The sequence below is a fragment of the Sphingobium sp. TKS genome, from assembly GCF_001563265.1.
GTDB lineage: Bacteria > Pseudomonadota > Alphaproteobacteria > Sphingomonadales > Sphingomonadaceae > Sphingobium.
In genome coordinates this window covers 527,503-545,806 of sequence record NZ_CP005084.1, presented here as the reverse complement: position 1 = coordinate 545,806, position 18,304 = coordinate 527,503, and the positions used below count along the sequence as shown (strand labels likewise).

Below are 18,304 nucleotides of genomic sequence, written 5' to 3'. Positions count from 1 at the left end.
CGAAGATAATAAAAAGCACTATACAGTATCTTTTACTTGCAACAGTTAGAAGTTACTCTATAAGAGGAATAGGCCGAGACGCCCTGAGTCGCCAATGCTCAAAATCCCAGCATCTGGTGAAAGCCGTCGGGCGCATGCGGTGCTTCAAGAACATTATTAGAGTCATCTCCATAAGGGGGATGTAGGAAAGGAATGACGCAATGACGGTGGAATATGATACAATCATTCGCGGCGGCACCATCGTCGATGGTACCGGCATGCCGAAGTGGGTCGGGGACCTGGCCATCAAGGAAGGCAAGATCGCCGCGATCGACGGTTTGAAGAAGGCGAAAGCGAAAAAGGAAATCAACGCCGAAGGGCTTATCGTCGCTCCGGGCTTCGTCGATGCGCACACCCACTATGACGCGCAGCTGTTCTGGGACCCCTATTGCACCATCTCCGGCTGGCATGGCGTGACCAGCGTGGTCATCGGCAATTGCGGCTTCGGTTTTGCCCCGTGCCGTCCCGAAGATCGGGATCGCTCGATGCTCTCGATGACCCGCAACGAGCAGATCGCCCTTGAGGCGATGCAGGAAGGGATGCCTTGGGACTGGACCACTTTCCCGGAGTTCCTCGACTCGCTGGATCGGACGCCGAAGGGCGTGAACGTGCTGACCTTCGCGCCGCTGTCGCCTTTGATGATCTACGCCATGGGATCGTTTGCCGAAGCCAAGAAGCGCCGCCCCAATGAGGAAGAACTCAAGAAGATCTGCGATCTTATCGATGACGCTATGGAGGCGGGCGCTGCCGGCTGGTCGGTCCAGCGCATGGGCGAACATTCGATCCAGCCTGACTTCGACGGCACGCCGATGGTCACCGACATCATGACCGATGAAGAAGGCTACGCCTTTGCTGAAGTCCTCCGCAAGCGCGGCGAAGGCATCATCCAGCTGACCTATGCTCCTTCAGGCGACAAGATGGCTGAAGACTTTTTCGACCTTCCCACCGTGGAGGGCTGGGTCGAAAAGCTTGCGGAGGTTTCGGGACGCCCGGTACTGCACAACACCCTGCTTGCGATCGACGGCAAACCGGAGGTGCACCGGCATGCGATGGAGTGGCTCCAAGCCTGCCATGAGAAGGGGCTGACGGTCTATGGTCACGCCGACACCAATCGCAACTTCCAGCAGTTCAATTTCGAGACATGGAATGGTTTCGACATTGCGCCGAACTGGAAGGCGGCGCTCATGGGCACGTCCGAAGAGCGGCTCGCCAATCTGAAAAATCCCGAAATCCGCGCAAAGATGATCGCGGACAAGCCGTGGCTCGCAAGCTTCGAGGGCATTGGCCTTATCGTCGACGAGATCGAAGTGCTTGACGGTGCGGGCTATCCTGAGGTCGAGAAATATGTCGGCAAGAACCTGGGCCAGATCGCGGCCGAGGAAGGCAAGGACAATCTCGAAGTCATGATCGAGATCGCCGTGGCGTCGGAACTCAAGGCGACGCTGCGCACCCCCATCGTTCACCGTCCTAACGCGGAATATATCGCCGAACTGATGAAGAGCGGCAAGGCGCTGCCCGGCATTTCGGACGGTGGCGCGCACATGAAATATTTCGTGGGTGGCGCCTATTCGACTGACTTCCTGACGTGGATGGTTCGGGACACCGGCCTGCTGACGCTCGAAGAAGCGCATTTCCTGCTTTCGGCACTGCCTGCGCGGGTCAACGGCTTCAAGGATCGGGGTACCCTGACGGAAGGACAGGCCGCCGACATCATCATCTATGACATGGACGTCCTGAAGCAGGTGCCTGAAGGCCTGTTCGAGACCCGCCAGGATCTTCCCGGCGGCGACTGGCGCCGCGTTCGTTGGGCTGAAGGCTATCGCTGGACGATCGTCAATGGCGATGTCACGTTCGAAAACGGCGTGTGCACGAATGCGACCCCCGGCAAGCTGCTGCGCCATGGCCGCGCGTAACGGCACATCCAGGATCAGGTGAAATGAGGAGCGTAACTGTCGTTACAAGACGTGACGACAGTTACGCTCCTCCTGATTTTGACGTTTGAGAATAGAGTTACGACGTCGATAACGAAAAAGACCATGGAGAAGGAGTTGGCAGTGGCAGATGTTTCCGCGAGAATACGCGATTTCGACCATCTGTTCATCAATGGTGAATGGCAGCCTTCGACGTCTGGAGCCTGTTTCGACATATTCGATTCTTCGACGGAAGCTCTGTTCGCCCGTACCGCACTTGCGCGGCCCGAAGAACTCTCGCGAGCCGTGCAGGCTGCCCGCGACGCTTTCGACACCGGTCCGTGGCCGCGAATGACTCACAAGGAGCGCGCCGGCTACCTGCGCGCGATTGCTGCGAAACTCCGTGAACGCGCAGCCGATCTCGGGGAATGCTGGACCCGGGAAACGGGAATTTTGCATAGCGCCGCGCTGCACGTCGGCGATGGCGTGGCAGGCATGTTCGATTATTATGCCGGACTTGCGGAAAGCTACCCCTTCATTGAGCCGGTTTCGCCGACGGCAGGGGGCGAATATGGTTTGATCGTGCGCGAACCTGTTGGCGTAGTCGGCGCGATCATTCCCTGGAATGGTCCGCTCGGCATGATCGGCGCCAAGGTGGCGCCCGCGTTGATCGCAGGCTGTACCATCGTCCTGAAGGCGGCGCCTGAGGCTCCCGCGGCGCCGATGATCGTGGCCGAAATCGCGCAGATGGTAGGACTTCCGCACGGCGTGCTGAACGTACTCGTCGCCGACCGCGATGTGTCCGAACAGCTCGTGCGCGATCCGCGAGTCGACAAGATCACTTTTACCGGTTCCACATCAGCGGGACGCCGTATCGCATCACTTTGCGGCGAACGGATCGCGCGCTGCACGCTCGAACTCGGCGGTAAATCTGCGGCGGTTCTCCTGAACGATGCTGATGTCGATCATGCTGCCCGGCATCTGGCGGCCAGTGAGACTCTACTTTCCGGGCAGGTCTGTTCCTCCCTCACGCGCATCATCGTGCCGCGAAAGCTTCAGGATGATTTTGTCTCAGCGCTTTCATCGGCATTCGAGCAGGTCAAGGTGGGCGATCCCTTCGATCCGTCCACCGGCATGGGGCCGCTTGCGACCGAGCGGCAACGCAGCCGCGTCGAACATTATATCGACCAAGGTGTTCGGGATGGAGGGCGCCTGGTGACTGGTGGAGGCCGCCCTCGTCATCTTGACAAGGGCTGGTACATTGAACCCACGATTTTCGATAGTGTCGACAATGGCGCCACCATCGCCCAAGAGGAGATATTTGGCCCCGTTCTCGCGGTTATTCCAGCCGATAGTGAGGAGGAGGCGGTGCGGATCGCCAACGACACAATCTATGGCCTCAACGCGTCGGTATTTACTGCCGACATGGATCGCGCATTGGCGGTATCACGCGCGTTGCGTTCGGGCACGGTTGGCCACAATGCATGGCGCTCGGACTTTGGTATTGCATTTGGCGGGTTCAAGCAATCTGGCCTTGGACGGGAAGGTGGAAAGGAGGGCCTCTTGCCGTTTCTGGAAACGAAGGTCGTCATCCTCGATGGCGTCCCGGGAGCAGTTGAGAATTGAAGGCTCTGCGCTGCCCACTTGCCGAGAACGGTAAGGCTGGCACGTCATACTTGCAGCGGCTGAAGGAAAAAGAGCATTCTCAATTATGGGATCACACCATACCATCGGTCTGTCTGGCACCTGTCAGTTGCCTGCAGCATGGACGCTAAAAATCCCTGCTTCCGGTGATTTGTTTCCCACACATAATGTGTGAGCGTTTTCAGTCGGCAGGCTACAAACGTTCCAGATCCTCACCGAAGTGCTTGACGATATCTTCCAATTAAGGTATCTCAATGTTTCCCGCTCAGTATTTTGAAGGGTTGGCGCCACAATTGATCGAACGACTCCCTTGTCGGCATCTTTCCAGCATTCGGCAGGAGTCGTCCATTCAGGACTGCGCACCGTTCAGGGTTACATCGACGGGCTGAATATAGGTTGCAATTCGGCAATGAGCGGGGACTTGCGGTCACGCAAGCGCTCCAGAAAAAGTTCAAAATGAAGAGCAAAATCGGGAGAGGGTATGACGTTTAAGGTTTTGATACTGAGTGGCGTCTCTTTGGCCGTCCTGCCGTCCGCTGCTTTTGGGCAGCAGGCGAGTCCGGGCGGTGCAGAAGTGCAAGCCGTACCTGCCGCGCAATCCGCTCCCAACGGATGGATTCAGGACATCATCGTCACCGCGCGAAAGCGCGCGGAACTGTCGCAGAACGTGCCTGTCTCCATCACGGCGTTCAATCCCGAGATCCTGGCCGAGAAGCGGATCGTCAGCGTCACCGACGTCGCCAACAACACGTCGGGTCTGACCCTGCAGGCGAGCACCACGACGCAGCAGTTTTCCGCGACGATCCGCGGGCAGAACACGCTCGACACCACGCTCAACCTCGATCCAGCTGTCGGCATCTATGTGGACGGCGTCTATATCGGCCCGGAGATCGGCAATGGTACGGCATTGAACTTTGACGATGCCGCAGGCGTCGAAGTCCTGAAAGGCCCGCAAGGCACTTTCTATGGCCGCAATACCTCGGGCGGCGCCATCAAGCTCGACCATGTCGTGCCGGAGTATAAAGTCGAAGGCTGGGCGACCCTGGAGGTCGGGAACTACGACTATCACAAGCTGGCCGGGGCGGTAACGCTTCCGCTGGTCGATCAGTTCGCGACGGTCCGTCTCTATGGCCGCTACAGCGCGCGGGATGGCTATGGCTGGAATCCCACTCAGCGCGTCGACATTCAGGATGACAAGAATTACGCTCTTGCGGGCACGCTGCGTCTTGATCCGGCGCCCGGCCTGCGGGTGGTGGTTCGCGGATCCTATGATCGCGATACCAGCGGCGGCCCGAGCATCCGGCCGGTCGCGCTGGCCGACGGCACCAACCTCATGACGCTGGCGATCGCGCTGGAGAACGGCCTTCCGCTCCAGCCGAACGGTTCGCTCAGTCCTGCCACGCTTGCCCAGGCTCGCGATCTGTTTTTCGCGAATGCCCCCCAGGGCTTCTATGACATGACCAGTCGTTTCCCGACGACGAACCGGCTGAAGATTTGGGCCGTGTCGGGGACGATCGATTATGATGTGTCAGACGCCATCCAGATCCGGTCTATTACCGGTTATCGCGATCTTGATACCTATCGCGGCGTCGATTTTTCGGGTTCGTCCATCGTCACCAATGTGGCGACGGCCCAGCCGCTGAACTACCGGCAGTTCACGCAGGAACTGCTGCTCAACGGCCGCACGGTGGACAGCAAGCTGAAATATACGTTGGGTGCCTTCTATCTGAAGGCAGAGGGCCGCGACATGGCGCGCGTCGTGACCGCGCCCATTCTGGGCGTCGTCTTCGGCGCCGCCTCTCCCATTCCAACCGGCATCAGCATTCAGAATGGCGAAGTCGACAATCGCAGCTACGCCGCCTACGCCCAGATGAGCTATGAGGTCCTGCCGCAACTCAATCTGACGGGCGGCATCCGCTATACCAAGGAGCATAAGGATCTCACGACCCATAATCAGTTCCTGGCCGGCACCTACAACCCTGCCGAGGGTTTCGTTGATCCCTTGCCTTCCATACTCAATCAGACCGTGTTCTGCAGCGAGCAGACGCAGGGGATCGGCGACGCCTGCTCTTCCTTCCAGCCTTTCTCCTTCTCCAAGGTGACCTACACAGCCTCGGCCGACTACAAGATCGACGACGGCATCCTTGTCTATGGCAAGGTGAGCCGGGGCTTCCGGAGCGGTGGCGGACAGTTGCGCCTGGGCGGCGCTGGCGCTCCCCCGTTCGGCCCGGAAACGGTCGACGATTATGAGATCGGCATCAAGGCGGATCTCTTCGACCGCCATGTCCGGTTGAACCTTGCCCTCTATAACGACGACTATAAGGGCCTGCAAAAGACCTTCGTCCAGGTGGTGAACGGGCAGGTCGGAGCCGTGGTGCAGAATGCAGGCAAGGCTCGGGTGCGCGGCGTGGAGTTCGACGCGATCTTCAAGCCCGTCGAGGAGCTGACCCTGAACTGGTCGGGCGCCTACACGGACGCGAAATATGTCGATTTCCGCAGTCCCGTGACGGGAGCCGATCTGTCGGCGCAAAAGTTCCAGGGGGTCGCCGACTTCGTCTGGACCCTGTCCGCAGCCTACAAGATGCCCACGTCCTTCGGCAGCATCGACGCCAACATCGCCTACTGGCACACCAGCGATGTTCCGCTCGATCCCGATGGCGGTCCCAGTGGTTTCGGCGATGCCCCGTGGAACACGCAAAAGGCCTATGGCCTGCTGAGCGCCCGGGTCGCGGCGCAAATCCTTGACGGGCAGGCCACCATTGCCCTGTGGGGCAAAAACTTGCTCGACAAGGAATATTACACGTTCGGCACCGACCTTACCAAATCGCTGGGACATGCGATCAGCTGGGGTGGTACGCCCCGGACATACGGCCTCGAACTGACCTTCCGGTTCTAGGGCCGATCCCGTCCCAATACTCAGTCTGCCCGGATCGGCCACGGTCGCTCCGGGCAGGCATTGCCTTCTAACGGAACCATCGCCCTTGCACATCCAACCGCCAGGCTCCGCCGCATGAAGATCCAGGCCGCTGTCGTCAGGAATCCGGGACGTTTCGACATCGCCCATGTGGACCTCGACGCACCGCGTGCGGACGAAATCCTGGTCCGCGTCGTCGCGGCGGGCATCTGCCATACGGACATTTCGGTATTGAACGGCGATATTCCATGGCCACGCCCGGCGCTGCTGGGTCATGAGGGCGCGGGCATTGTCATGTCGGCGGGAGCGTCGATCACCGACCTCGCTCCGGGCGACCAGGTGGTCATGTCGTTCGCGTCCTGTGGCACATGTGGCCGGTGCACGGATGGCGCCATCGCCTATTGCGAGAATTTCGCGACTTATAATTTTTCCGGAAGGCGTCCCGACGGTTCCCCCAATTGTCACCTTGATGGCGAACCGGTGGGTGCGTCCTTCTTCAGCCAGTCTTCCTTTGCGGCTTATGTGATCGCGCGCCGCAGCAATGTGGTGAAGGTGTCCTCCGTACTTCCCCTGCCGATGCTGGCCCCGCTGGGATGCGGCATCCAGACCGGCGCGGGCGCGGTTCTCAATCGGCTGAAGCCCGAACGCGGGTCCAGCATTGCCATATTCGGCATGGGAGCGGTCGGCCTGTCCGCCGTCCTTGCGGCCCGGATAAGCGGCTGCGATCCGATCATCGCGGTCGATCTCCATGAAGAGCGTCTCGCTTTGGCGCGTGAAATGGGCGCGACCCACATATTGCGCGGGGACAGCGCCGATCTGGCTGCAACATTGCGGAACCTCTCGGATGGAGGCGTGGCCTATGCCGTCGAGGCGACGGGCGTTCCGGCCGTCATGGCGACGGTCACCGGCTGCCTGCGCAAGACCGGCGAGGTGGTTTTGCTGGGTGTCCCGGCTGCTCGGGAAATATCCTTTCCTTCCGGGATCATGAGGGGAATCACAATCCACACCTGCGTCGAGGGCGACAGCGACCCCCAGGAGATGATCCCCCGCTTGATCGAACTCCATAAGACTGGCGATTTTCCGTTCGAAAAGATGATCCGCTTTTTCCCCTTCGCCGATATCAACGAAGCGGTCGGCGAGATGAAGAACGGCAACGCCGTCAAACCGGTCCTCCTTTTCGAGAAGGAAATGTGATGAGCCAGTCCGTGGTACGACTGAAGCATGCCGACCGCCTTTACATTGGCGGCGAATGGCTGCCGCCCTCGACCGATCGACGCTTTGAGATCGTTCACCCCGGCACGGCCGACATCCGGCTGAGCGTGCCCGAGGCGCGCGAGGCAGACATGGATCGCGCGGTCTCCTCAGCGCGGGAAGCCTTCGATCATGGTGCCTGGCCGCGCATGTCGCTGTCGGAGCGGTGCGCCTGCATGCTCCATTGGGCCGACATGCTGGATGCGCGTGCCGAAGATCTGGCTGTCGCTTACACGACGGAAATCGGAGCGACCATTCGCTCCACCCGTCAGAACATGGCCTATATGTCGAGCCTGATCCGGCACGGCGTGAAGCTTGCCGAGGCCTTCGCTTTCGAAGAGGAGATGCCAGTCCCCGGCGGCAAGGCTGTCGTCACGAAGGAGCCTGTCGGGGTTGTGGCGGCGATTGTGCCTTGGAATTTTCCTGCCCATCTTGGCCTGATCAAGATGGTCCCGGCGCTGATTGTCGGCTGCACCATGGTGGTCAAGCCTTCGCCCGAAGCGCCGCTCGACATGATCCTGATGGCCGAATGCGCAGACCTGGCCGGATTTCCAAAGGGTGTTCTGTCCATCGTCCAGGCGGACCGCGACGTCGGTGACCGGCTGATCCGGGATCTGAGGGTCGACAAGGTCAGCTTTACCGGCTCGACTGCCGCCGGGCGGCATATCGGCGCGGTTTGCATGGATCGCGTCGCGCGCGTCAGTCTCGAACTGGGAGGGAAATCCCCGGCCATCATCCTCGATGATGCACCGATGGAGGCGGTCGTGCCGCGTCTGGTCCGGATGTCGACGCTGATTTCCGGACAGGCCTGCATGTCGCTGACGCGCGTGCTGGTATCGGAAGCCAAGGCGCCGGCGCTCGAGGAAGCTCTGGCCGCCGCCTATGCCGCCATAAGGATCGGCGATCCTTTTGACGAGACGATCGACATGGGGCCGTTGATCAACGCGCGGCAACGCGACCGGGTGGAGGGATATGTGGCCACCGGAACCCGGCAGGGCGCTCGCATCGCGACGGGCGGCCGCCGCCCCACCGGGCTGGATGCCGGCTTCTTCTTCGAGCCGACGGTTTTCGCCGGCGTGACCAACGACATGACGATCGCGCAGGAGGAAATTTTCGGCCCGGTCATCAGCGTCATCCGGTATCGGGACGAGGGCGATGCCGTGGCATTGGCCAATGACACGCCCTACGGACTCAACGCCGCGATCTTCACCGAGGATGCGGACCGCTTCCGCGACATGGCAGGGCGCATCCGGGCGGGAACCGTCGCGCAGAACGCGCTGGGGCCGCAGATCAACATGCCCTTCGGCGGCTTCAAGCAGTCCGGCATCGGCCGCGAGGGTGGGGTCGAGGCATTCGAACTCTATACCGAGGTCAAGGTCATCTACCAGGCGGCTTGATCGATGGCATGATGCGGTGTGCCGCAGGCCCCGGCGAGAGGACGTGCTCGCCGGGGTCTGCGGCGTATCAACCCTGTGCCGCCAGGCCCACGGCCGCCACGCCCGCAAGCGCGCATGCTTCGTCATTGTCGGATGTGTCGCCGGTGATACCCACCGCGCCGAGGATGGCCCCATCTGCTCCCTTGACGATGATCCCCCCGGCCGCCGGGATGATGCCAGCCGGCGAGATCGGACCCAGCGAAGCGATGAAGACTGGCCGCTCCGCCGCCATCTCGGCGATGGTGCGGCTCGATACGCCCAGGCTCAGGGCACCGGCCGCCTTGCCGATGGCGATTTGCGGGCGCATCGTGGATGCCCCGTCCTGACGCTGGAGCGCGATCAAATGTCCCCCGGCATCGAGTATCGCTACCGTCAACGGCTTCAGTCCCAGCTCCAGACCCCGGTCGAGTGCGGCCGCGATGATGGCTCGCGCCTGGTCGAGAGAGAGGTTCAAATTCATTCTCCTGCAATGTCGATATGCGCGAGGGTCGATGGGCGCGGTCCGCCAGTCGCCCAGTCGAGCAATTCCACGGTGTGGGCCACCGGAATGCGGCCGTGTCCCAGCTGCATCATGCAGCCGATGTTGCCGGATGCAATCACGTCCGGTTGCAATTGGGCTATGTTCGCGAGCTTGCGATCGCGCAAGGAGCCGGAAATCTCCGGCTGGAAGATGTTATAGGTGCCTGCGGAGCCGCAGCAGAGATGCGCTTCGGCTGGTACGCCAACCTCGTAACCGGCGCGCTCCAGAAGCTGCTTGGGGGGGGCAACCACCTTCTGGCCATGGCTGAGCGAACAGGCGGGATGATAGGCCACCCGCAGGCCGCGTCCATTCCCCGCCGGCAAGGTGGCTTTGTCCAGAAACTCACTGATGTCCTTGGCAAGCGTCGAGATGCGCGCAGCCTTTTTCGCATAGTCGGGATCGTCGCGCAGCATATGCCCGTAATCCTTGACGGTGGTGCCGCAGCCTGAGGCGGTAATGATGATCGCCTCCACGCCCCCCGCCTCGATTTCCGCGGTCCAGCAGTCGACGTTGCGACGGGCAGCGGCCAAGCTGTCCGCTTCGCGCCCGATATGATGCACGAGGGCGCCGCAACATTGCTCCCCGGCGGCGAAACTGGCGGCGTAGCCAGCCTGTTCGAGCAACCGGATCGTCGCGGCCCGGACTTCGGGCTTCAACACCTGCTCGACGCAGCCTTGCAGCAGGATAACGCGCTTTTTGCCGCGGTCGCCGGCGGCGGGCAGGGGAACAAGCCGGGGCAAACTGGATGGGACGAGTGACAACATTGCTGCCAATGGCTTCAATCCGGGCACGCGGGCGAACAGCCGGGCCAGCGGTCTGGCAGGACGTCCCAGCGACAGCGCTAGGCGGAATCGACGCGGTTGCGGCAATACCCATGCCAACACGGCTCGCAACAGGCGCTCATGCCAAGGGCGAGCATAGTGTTGATGGATATAGCTTCGGGCGTGATCGATCAAATGCATGTAATTCACGCCCGATGGGCAGGTCGTCATGCATGACAGGCAGGAAAGGCATCTGTCGACATGCTTCACCGTCTCGGCGGTCGGCTGCCGCTGGTTTTCCAGCATGTCCTTGATCAGGTAGATGCGCCCGCGGGGACTGTCGAGTTCATCCCCAAGCAACACATAGGTGGGGCAGGTCGCCGTGCAGAAGCCGCAATGCACGCATTTGCGGATAATCGCTTCCGATGAACGGTTGGCGGGGTCCTGAAGCAGGGCAGGGGGGAAATCAGTGCGCATCGGTCATTCCAGGAATCTGCCGGTTTCGAATATTTGAGCCGGATCGAAGGCGCGGCGGATCCGTTGCTCCAGCGCAGCCACCCCGGGCGCGCGGGGGTGGAAGGCGGGCACCGCGTCGAGCAAGGCACGGCTGCCGCGCATCAACATCGCATGGCCGCCGGCCTGCTCGGCCAACCGGCGGACGCGCGCAGGGTCAATGTCGGTCGCGGCCCAGATCAGCGCGCCGCCCCAATCGCAAAAATAGTCGGCGCCCGCCGCGTCAAGATCGCTGATCATCGCGGGCGCCTTCGAAGCCGGGATGCTGATCCGCCAGAGGGGCAAATCAACAGGAAGCCGCGCTGCCGTTCGCACCTCCGCCCACAGCGCGTCGCTGTCGTCGCCTGAGGTGACGGCCGCTGGGCCGAATTCCCCCAGTTTTTCCCGCAGCATCGTCTGGCGCGCGACGACCGATGGCTCAAACCCCTGGAGGCATAAGATCGTTCGCGACGCCGCGGCCGTCAGCCGATCGGGCATATAGGCAGCGGCACAGACCTCGGCCTGGCTTGCCATAGCCCGCGCAATCGCGTTGAGCGCCCGGGCGGGAGCGAGATTTTCGATAAGGAGTGTCGCGCTGTAGCGCGGTCGCGGCATCAGCTTCAGGGTCAGCTCGGTCATCGCCGCGAGCCGACCCCAACTGCCCGCCATCAGCTTTGAGAGGTCGTAGCCGGTCACGTTCTTCACAACCTTGCCGCCTGCAATGAAGCGTTCGCCGCGGCCGGACACCGCCTCAAAGCCGAGCAGGTGGTCGCGCGGCGCGCCCAATGTCAGGCGCCGGGGTCCGGCGACGCCTGCCGCAATAACGCCGCCGATCGTTGCCTTGCCCGATTGTTCGCCGAACAGGGACCCTTGATCCCACGGATCGAACGCCAGCGTCTGACCGGCCCCGGCGACGAGCGCCTCGACCTCATGAAGCGGCGTTCCCGCGCCGACCGTCAGGACCAACTCCGCCGGGTCATAGTCGATGATCCCGGAGAAGCGGCGCATCGATACCAGTCGGGCGTCGCGCGACGCGCCGATCGCCGCCTTGCTACCGCCGCCGCGCAGTTCAAGTCGTTCGCCGACATCGGCCGCACTGCGAATGACGTCGCGAAGTTCGTCGATCGTGGAAGGCGCGACCATGGTCATCAGAAGCGCGGCAGTTCAGGGAAGGGCACTGCGCCGCTATGGACGTGCATCCGGCCGAGTTCGGCGCAGCGATGCAGGACCGGGAACATCTTGCCGGGGTTGAGCAGCAGCTGCGGATCGAAGGCGCATTTGACCCGCTGCTGGTGAGCCAAGTCGATCGGACTGAACATCTCGGGCATCAGGTCACGTTTCTCCACGCCCACGCCATGCTCGCCAGTCAAGACCCCGCCGACCTTCACGCAAAGGCGCAAAATGTGGTTGCCGAACTCCTCGGCCCGCTCCAGCTCCCCAGGCTGGTTGGCGTCGTAGAGGATCAGCGGGTGAAGATTTCCGTCGCCTGCGTGGAAGACATTGGCCACCGCCAGTTTGTAACGATCGGATAACGCCTCGATCCGTTGCAGGACTTCGGGCAATTTCCGACGCGGGATGGTGCCGTCCATGCAGTAATAATCCGGCGCCAGCCGACCGACAGCGGGAAATGCCGCCTTCCGGCCTGCCCAGAACAGGAGCCGTTCCTCTTCGCTGTCGGACATGCGCGAGGTAAGCACGCCATTATTGCTGGCAATCTGCGCGATGACCTCTATCAGATGATCGCATTCGGCGGCTGGCCCATCGAGTTCCACGATGAGCAGCGCTTCGACGTCCAGCGGATAGCCGGCTCCGACGAAGGCCTCGGCTGCATGGGTGGCCCGTCGGTCCATCATCTCCATGCCTGCGGGAATGATGCCCGCGGCGATGACATCGGCCACACACTGACCGCCGCCCTCGACGCTTGGAAATCCCAAAAGGAGGGCGCGGGCCGTCTGCGGCCGGGGGAGAATGCGCACGGTCACCTCGGTGACGACGCCCAGCAGCCCCTCCGAGCCGACAATCACGCCCAGAAGGTCGAGACCGGCCTGATCGAGCTGGCGCCCCCCGATGCGCAGCGCCTCTCCATCGATGGTAACGATCTCCACGCCCAGCACGTTGTTCGTGGTCAGGCCGTATTTCAGGCAATGCACGCCACCCGAATTTTCCGCCACATTGCCGCCGATCGAACAGGCGATCTGGCTGGATGGATCGGGCGCGTAATAAAAGCCCGCCGCCTCCACGGCTTGGGTTATGGCAAGGTTGGTGACGCCCGGCTGCACCGTTACGATGCGGTCGACATAGTCGATGTCGAGGATCCGGTTGAACTTGGCCATCCCCATCAGCACGGCGTCGGCCAGCGGCAGCGCGCCGCCGGACAGCGACGTGCCGGCCCCGCGAGGCACCACTTTGACGCCCTGTTCGCTGCACCAGCGCAGGATGCGCGCGACCTGTTCGACGGTTTCCGGCAGCACCACGACCAGCGGCGGCTGGCGATAGGCGGTCAGCCCGTCGCTCTCATAGACGCGGAGCGCCTCAGGCCTGTCGATGACGCTGTCATAGGGCACGATCGAACGAAGCGCATCCACGATCTCGCCACGCCGTGCGATCGTCGCCTTGTCAGGCTCGGGCATGCGCAACGTCATGAGCTGACCCCGTCTGCCGGGCAGCAAATCATCTCGCCAACTTGCTCCGCTTCCGAATGCTCCCTCGCCTGATCCGGAGGTCTGGTCATGATGCGGGTTTGGCCTCCGTCAGATAGCGAGCACGGCGGCACAGCACCCTGACATCCCCGCTCGGCTGCGCGCAGCAGCCGAAACGGACCTTGTTGCCTGAACTCGCGACCCGGGCCACGGCTCGAAACAGCGCTTCCTCGGCGGGAGATTCCTCCATGAAATTCTCTTCTCCCTCCAATATCTCGAATCGGCAGGCGCTGCATTGCGCCACGCCACGACAGATGGTGGGCCAATGCATGCCATGACGGGTGGCGCATTGCATCATCGTTTCGCCGGGCAGGCAGGTCAGCGTCACGCCGGCAGGCTCCACAGTGATGCTAAAGGTGGCCTCGGTCATTATCGTCCTCAATTTCCATATTGAGATACCTCTAATGTATATGTGGCATTTTGCAAGCCTCAGGGCGACCGCGTCAGAATTCAATCACGATCCGCGTGGCGAGACCCTGGTTCAGCCGGGCATAACCCTCGTTGATCCGATCCAGCGAAATCCTCTCCGAGACCAGCTCGTCCAGCTTCAGCCTGCCCTGACGATAGAAGTCGATCAGCCGCGGCATGGCGAGCTGGAAGGACGTGCTGCCCATCAGCGAGCCTGTGAGCTTTATCTCACGAAACAGGATGGAACACAGAGGGATCGCAAGCTCGCCTTCCGGCTGGGCGGCGCCGACCAAAACGGCTGTTCCGCCCTTCTTGAGCATGTGACAGGCATCCCTCAGCGTTTCCGGCGTGCCGACCACGTCGAAGGCGTAATCGATGCCGATGCCGCCATCCGAAAGATCCCGTATCGCCACCGGGAGACCGGCATGGGATTGTACGAGATCGGTGGCGCCGAACAGGCGGGCCTGTTCGAGTTTCGTGCCATCGCGATCGATCGCGATGATCCGCGTCGCACCGGCGATCGCAGCGCTCTGGATCACGTTGAGGCCGACGCCGCCGCATCCTATCACGGCTGCCGAACTTCCCGGCCGGACGCTGGCGGCCGAGGTCACTGCCCCATATCCGGTCAGCACGGCGCAACCCAGAAGTGCGGCCGGAACCGGCGGCATGTCGGGGGGAAGCTTGACGACGGACCGGTGGTGGACGACCATGGCCTCGGCAAAGCCGCCCAGCCGCGCAAGCTGATAGAGCGGGTCGCCAGCGGCATCGCGCAGGCGCGGGTCGGCCCGCCAATCCGCCCGGCCAGGCGGCGTGTCGCAGCGATGGTTATGGCCTGCCTGGCATTGCGCGCAGACCCCGCAGAACACCGATGCGCAGGTGACGACCAAATCGCCGACGGCGATGTCCCGCACCTCTTCGCCGATCTGTTCGACGATCCCCGCCGCCTCGTGCCCAGCAACGACAGGAAATGGAACGGGAATCCGGCCGAGCATGACGTGATGATCGGTGTGGCATAGCCCGCTCGCAAGAACGCGGACCCGGATTTCGTCTGAACGAGGGGTGTCAAGCGTGACGGATTCGATATCGAAGCGGCCGGGCTGCCGGATCACTGCCGCACGCACGGGACCGGTCGTCATGTCCGATGCCTCAGTTCGGGACGTGGAAATAGGCGCACAGCTTGTTCCCGACCGGATCGCGCAGATAGGCAAGATATAGGGAATGACCGGACAAGCGGCGTATCCCGGGCGGGTCCTCGCAGGCGGCGCCTCCCGCGGCCACGCCGGCTTTGTGCCAGGCGTCGACGTCGGCCGCTCGACGGGCTAGAAATCCGATGGTGCCGCCATTGGCGAAGCTCGCGGGACGGCCGTCCAGAGGTTTGGTCAACGCAAACACATTGTCTCCGGCACGATAGATGACATGGCCTGCGCCATCCCCCCGCCCGGGCGGAAGGCCGAGTTCGCCCAGTGTGGCATCGTAGAATTTTCGCGATGCATCCAGGTCGTTGGCGCCGATCATGATATGGCTGAACATTGCCGCCTCCGCTTGAAAGAGAATGTTTTGCCGGTTTGACTTCTCAGGGCGTCATGACCTGGTGAGAGTGGGCAGTCAGATCCAGCCGGTGATCGACGCCGACATTTGCGAGGAAAGACTCATCGTGGCTCACGAGGATCAGCGCTCCGTCATAGGCGGCCAGCCCTCCCTCGATCGCCTCGACCGATTCAATGTCCAGGTGGTTCGTCGGCTCGTCGAGCATGAGCAATTGAGGGGGTTGGGTACCGCCAAGGATGCAGGCCAGACCGGCGCGCAACATCTGCCCGCCGCTCAACGTACCCACCAACTGAAGCGAGGCATCCGCCCTGAAGAGAAAGCCCGCGAGGGCGGAGCGGCACGCCTGCTCGTCCGACCCGGGATTGAGCCGCATGAAATTGTCCAGGATGGACGCCTGCGTATCGAGGATGCCTACGCGCTGGTCGAGCATGGCGAGCGATTGGGTAACCCAGATCGTCCCGGCAGATGGAGTCATCTGCCCGGTGATCATATTCAGCAGGGTCGTCTTGCCAGAGCCGTTGGAACCGGTCACCGCAAGCCGCTGCGGACCCGTCAGCGTCAATGACAGGTCGTGAATGAGGGGCGATGCGGCGTCATAGCCGCCCGTGACCCGATCCAGCCTGAGAACAGTTTGACCCGCCGCCAGGCCGCTTGGCGGAAGGACGATGGAAAGCTGTTGCAAAACCTCGATCCGCGCCCGCGCTGATGCCACCGCCTCCGTCGCTTCCGTGCGTTGCCGCTCGGCAAGCCTTGCGCCCTGGCCGCCGCTCGCTTCGGCATTGTTCTTGCGCGCTCCGAGCAGAATGCGCGGAAGATCGCCCCGGGCACTTTTGCGGGCGCCGGCGGCATCCCGCCGCGCCTTGCGCTCCGTCGCCATTTGCACCTTGCGTTTGGTGTCGGCCGCCCGCTTTTCCGCGTGGGCCAGATCATGCTGCGCAGCCTCCAGCTCGATCGCCTTGCGCTCCCGGTAATGGGTCCAATTGCCGCCGTAGCGGGTCGCACCCAGCGACGTCAGCTCGACGATCGCGTCCATCCGCTCCAACAGTTCGCGATCATGGCTGATCACGATAGCGCCCGCCCGCCATCCTTCGAGCAGGGCGATCACGGCATCCCTGCCTTCTCGATCAAGATTGTTGGTGGGCTCGTCCAGCAACAGGAAAGTGGGTTCGGCGAAGATCGACGCCGCAAGTCCCGCCCGCGTGCGCTGGCCCCCGGAAAGTGTGCCGAGCCGTGTATCCGCGCCAGCATCCAGTCCGACCCGAGCGAGCGCGACCGTCATCCGTTCTTCGAGCGTCCAGTCCGCTTCGGCCAGCTCTTCGAGCGTCGCTTCCCCCATCTCCGCCCGGCGAAGCGTGGCCAGGGAATCGCGCACGCCGAACAGGTCCGCCAATGTTTCCTGCCGGTCGACCTGGACCGTCTGCTTCAGGAAACCAAGGGTGCCGTTCACGGTCACGGACCCTGCCGATGGTTCCAACTCTCCCAGGACGAGTTTGAGGAGCGTCGTCTTGCCCACGCCGTTGCGCCCAACCAGGCCGGCACGCTCTTTCCGGAAGCTGAGGTTCAAATCGGAAAAGAGAATGCGGCGATCCGGCGTCAAGCAAGCGATGTGAGAAAGCGTGATGGAAGACATCGAAGGAAACCCGGTTCAGCCGAAATAAGGCACGATATCGTATTTTTATGGGTGACGAACGGAAAACGCAAGCTTCTAAAGCCCGATCAGCATGGCCTAATGCGATAGGTCAACCGTCGGCGTCGGGGCGCAGCAGGGTACGGCCGTTCCGGATCACCGTCACGCCGCGCGACGGCACGGACGCCTCGAAAGAGGCTGCATCGCCGTCCTTCCAAATATCAATTCGCACGGTGTCGCCCGGATAGACGGGCGCGGAAAACCGCGCCGAATGATGGATGATCCGGCTGGGGTCGTACTCGCAGATGGTCTGGAGCACGGCTCGGCAGCTCAGGCCGTATGTGCACAGCCCATGCAGGATGGGTCCGTCGAACCCGGCCAGCTTCGCCGCCTCCGGATCGATATGGAGCGGATTGCGGTCGCCGCACAGCCGATAGAGGGCGCCCTGGTCGGGACGCGTGGCGATGTCGACCGAAAAATCCGCCGCGCGAGTGGGGACGGCATGCGGCATCGGGGGCGGTTCGGTCGAACCGCCGCATCCGCCGTCCCCGCGCGCGAATAATGTCCGGTTGATCGTGCAAAGCGGCTCCCTATCGGCCGCAGAGCGGATCACCGTTTGAAGGACGACCAGCGCCCCCTTGTCCCGCCCCTTGTCGTAGACTCGGGAAACCGCCCAGTCGGCGATGATTGCAGCGGCGGGCGGCAACGGGCGGTGAAAGATGATCTCTTCCTCGCCATGCAGGACAAGGTGATGGTCGAGGCCCAGTTTGTCGGTGCTGATGCCCGCTCCCCATGAGATCACTGTCGCGAGCGAGGGGACTGCGCGCAGATCCTTCTCGTAGACGAAGGGCAGTTCGGCGGCATTCAGCGGATCTGCCCCCATGCCGATGCCCAAAGCGTACAGCATCGTGTCGCGATCGCCATACTGCGTGCGATAGCCTTCCTCGCGAAGCGACAAGATGGCGGGGTAGTCGAGAGGCATCGAAAAATCGCTTTCGTTCGGCAAAATTGCCCTTCGTTGACCGCTCCGGGTCGAGGGCCTCCAATTCTAAATC

14 protein-coding genes are annotated in these 18,304 nt (G+C 62.3%); 5 read left to right on the top strand and 9 right to left on the bottom strand.

The features are described from left to right. Nucleotides 1–200: 200 nt before the first annotated feature. The 5 genes from K426_RS23285 to K426_RS23265 all read left to right on the top strand — a co-directional run bounded on the left by K426_RS23285 (nt 201) and on the right by K426_RS23265 (nt 9,155). Entirely contained in the window at nt 201–1,952 is a 1,752-nt protein-coding gene (locus K426_RS23285; protein WP_066562833.1) for an N-acyl-D-amino-acid deacylase family protein, read from the top strand. 141 nt (nt 1,953–2,093) lie between these two features. Continuing rightward, nucleotides 2,094–3,575 (top strand): aldehyde dehydrogenase, encoded by a 1,482-nt coding sequence (locus K426_RS23280; RefSeq protein WP_237230086.1) that lies wholly within the window; start codon nt 2,094–2,096, stop codon nt 3,573–3,575. Nucleotides 3,576–4,074: 499 nt separating this feature from the next. Beyond that, nucleotides 4,075–6,489 (top strand): TonB-dependent receptor, encoded by a 2,415-nt coding sequence (locus tag K426_RS23275; RefSeq protein WP_082749038.1) that lies wholly within the window; start codon nt 4,075–4,077, stop codon nt 6,487–6,489. Between the two features lie 114 nt (nt 6,490–6,603). After that, a complete protein-coding gene (locus tag K426_RS23270; RefSeq protein WP_066562829.1) occupies nt 6,604–7,701 on the top strand; it encodes an NAD(P)-dependent alcohol dehydrogenase in 1,098 nt (365 codons plus the stop codon). Next, a complete protein-coding gene (locus tag K426_RS23265; protein ID WP_066562827.1) occupies nt 7,701–9,155 on the top strand; it encodes an aldehyde dehydrogenase in 1,455 nt (484 codons plus the stop codon). The genes K426_RS23270 and K426_RS23265 overlap by 1 nt, the downstream gene beginning before the upstream one ends. Before the next feature lie 67 nt (nt 9,156–9,222). Here the strand turns inward: K426_RS23265 and K426_RS23260 are convergent, their stop codons facing one another. The 9 genes from K426_RS23260 to K426_RS23220 all read right to left on the bottom strand — a co-directional run bounded on the left by K426_RS23260 (nt 9,223) and on the right by K426_RS23220 (nt 18,231). Next, nucleotides 9,223–9,648 carry a GlcG/HbpS family heme-binding protein gene (locus tag K426_RS23260; protein WP_443018228.1) on the bottom strand — a complete coding sequence of 142 codons (426 nt, stop codon included), beginning with the start codon at nt 9,646–9,648 and terminating at the stop codon, nt 9,223–9,225. Between the two features lie 2 nt (nt 9,649–9,650). Further along, nucleotides 9,651–10,952, bottom strand: coding sequence for a glycolate oxidase subunit GlcF (glcF, locus tag K426_RS23255; RefSeq protein WP_066562824.1), 1,302 nt, complete (start codon nt 10,950–10,952; stop codon nt 9,651–9,653). A gap of 3 nt (nt 10,953–10,955) precedes the next feature. Further along, nucleotides 10,956–12,116 carry a glycolate oxidase subunit GlcE gene (gene glcE / locus K426_RS23250; RefSeq protein WP_066562823.1) on the bottom strand — a complete coding sequence of 387 codons (1,161 nt, stop codon included), beginning with the start codon at nt 12,114–12,116 and terminating at the stop codon, nt 10,956–10,958. Beyond that, entirely contained in the window at nt 12,116–13,609 is a 1,494-nt protein-coding gene (locus K426_RS23245; RefSeq protein WP_066562821.1) for an FAD-linked oxidase C-terminal domain-containing protein, read from the bottom strand. The genes glcE and K426_RS23245 overlap by 1 nt, the downstream gene beginning before the upstream one ends. An 85-nt stretch (nt 13,610–13,694) precedes the next feature. Next, a complete protein-coding gene (locus tag K426_RS23240) occupies nt 13,695–14,036 on the bottom strand; it encodes a 2Fe-2S iron-sulfur cluster-binding protein (RefSeq protein ID WP_066562818.1) in 342 nt (113 codons plus the stop codon). 73 nt (nt 14,037–14,109) lie between these two features. After that, the gene (locus K426_RS23235; RefSeq protein WP_237230084.1) at nt 14,110–15,210 is read right to left on the bottom strand and encodes a Zn-dependent alcohol dehydrogenase; all 1,101 of its coding nucleotides are present in this window, start codon (nt 15,208–15,210) and stop codon (nt 14,110–14,112) included. Between the two features lie 10 nt (nt 15,211–15,220). Beyond that, nucleotides 15,221–15,604 carry a VOC family protein gene (locus tag K426_RS23230; protein ID WP_066562816.1) on the bottom strand — a complete coding sequence of 128 codons (384 nt, stop codon included), beginning with the start codon at nt 15,602–15,604 and terminating at the stop codon, nt 15,221–15,223. A gap of 43 nt (nt 15,605–15,647) precedes the next feature. Beyond that, nucleotides 15,648–17,252 carry an ABC-F family ATP-binding cassette domain-containing protein gene (locus K426_RS23225; RefSeq protein WP_066562815.1) on the bottom strand — a complete coding sequence of 535 codons (1,605 nt, stop codon included), beginning with the start codon at nt 17,250–17,252 and terminating at the stop codon, nt 15,648–15,650. Nucleotides 17,253–17,361: 109 nt separating this feature from the next. After that, nucleotides 17,362–18,231 (bottom strand): MaoC family dehydratase, encoded by an 870-nt coding sequence (locus K426_RS23220; protein WP_066562813.1) that lies wholly within the window; start codon nt 18,229–18,231, stop codon nt 17,362–17,364. Between the last annotated feature and the right edge of the window lie 73 nt (nt 18,232–18,304).

Excerpts from the sequence above, each read along its gene's own strand:
- K426_RS23285 (WP_066562833.1), top strand. The coding sequence starts at position 201 with ATGACGGTGGAATATGATACAATCATTCGCGGCGGCACCATCGTCGAT.
- K426_RS23275 (WP_082749038.1), top strand. The coding sequence starts at position 4,075 with ATGACGTTTAAGGTTTTGATACTGAGTGGCGTCTCTTTGGCCGTCCTG.
- K426_RS23270 (WP_066562829.1), top strand. The coding sequence starts at position 6,604 with ATGAAGATCCAGGCCGCTGTCGTCAGGAATCCGGGACGTTTCGACATC.
- K426_RS23265 (WP_066562827.1), top strand. The coding sequence starts at position 7,701 with ATGAGCCAGTCCGTGGTACGACTGAAGCATGCCGACCGCCTTTACATT.
- glcF (WP_066562824.1), bottom strand. The coding sequence starts at position 10,952 with ATGCGCACTGATTTCCCCCCTGCCCTGCTTCAGGACCCCGCCAACCGT.
- glcE (WP_066562823.1), bottom strand. The coding sequence starts at position 12,116 with ATGACCATGGTCGCGCCTTCCACGATCGACGAACTTCGCGACGTCATT.
- K426_RS23245 (WP_066562821.1), bottom strand. The coding sequence starts at position 13,609 with ATGACGTTGCGCATGCCCGAGCCTGACAAGGCGACGATCGCACGGCGT.
- K426_RS23240 (WP_066562818.1), bottom strand. The coding sequence starts at position 14,036 with ATGACCGAGGCCACCTTTAGCATCACTGTGGAGCCTGCCGGCGTGACG.
- K426_RS23235 (WP_237230084.1), bottom strand. The coding sequence starts at position 15,210 with ATGACGACCGGTCCCGTGCGTGCGGCAGTGATCCGGCAGCCCGGCCGC.
- K426_RS23230 (WP_066562816.1), bottom strand. The coding sequence starts at position 15,604 with ATGTTCAGCCATATCATGATCGGCGCCAACGACCTGGATGCATCGCGA.
- K426_RS23225 (WP_066562815.1), bottom strand. The coding sequence starts at position 17,252 with ATGTCTTCCATCACGCTTTCTCACATCGCTTGCTTGACGCCGGATCGC.
- K426_RS23220 (WP_066562813.1), bottom strand. The coding sequence starts at position 18,231 with ATGCCTCTCGACTACCCCGCCATCTTGTCGCTTCGCGAGGAAGGCTAT.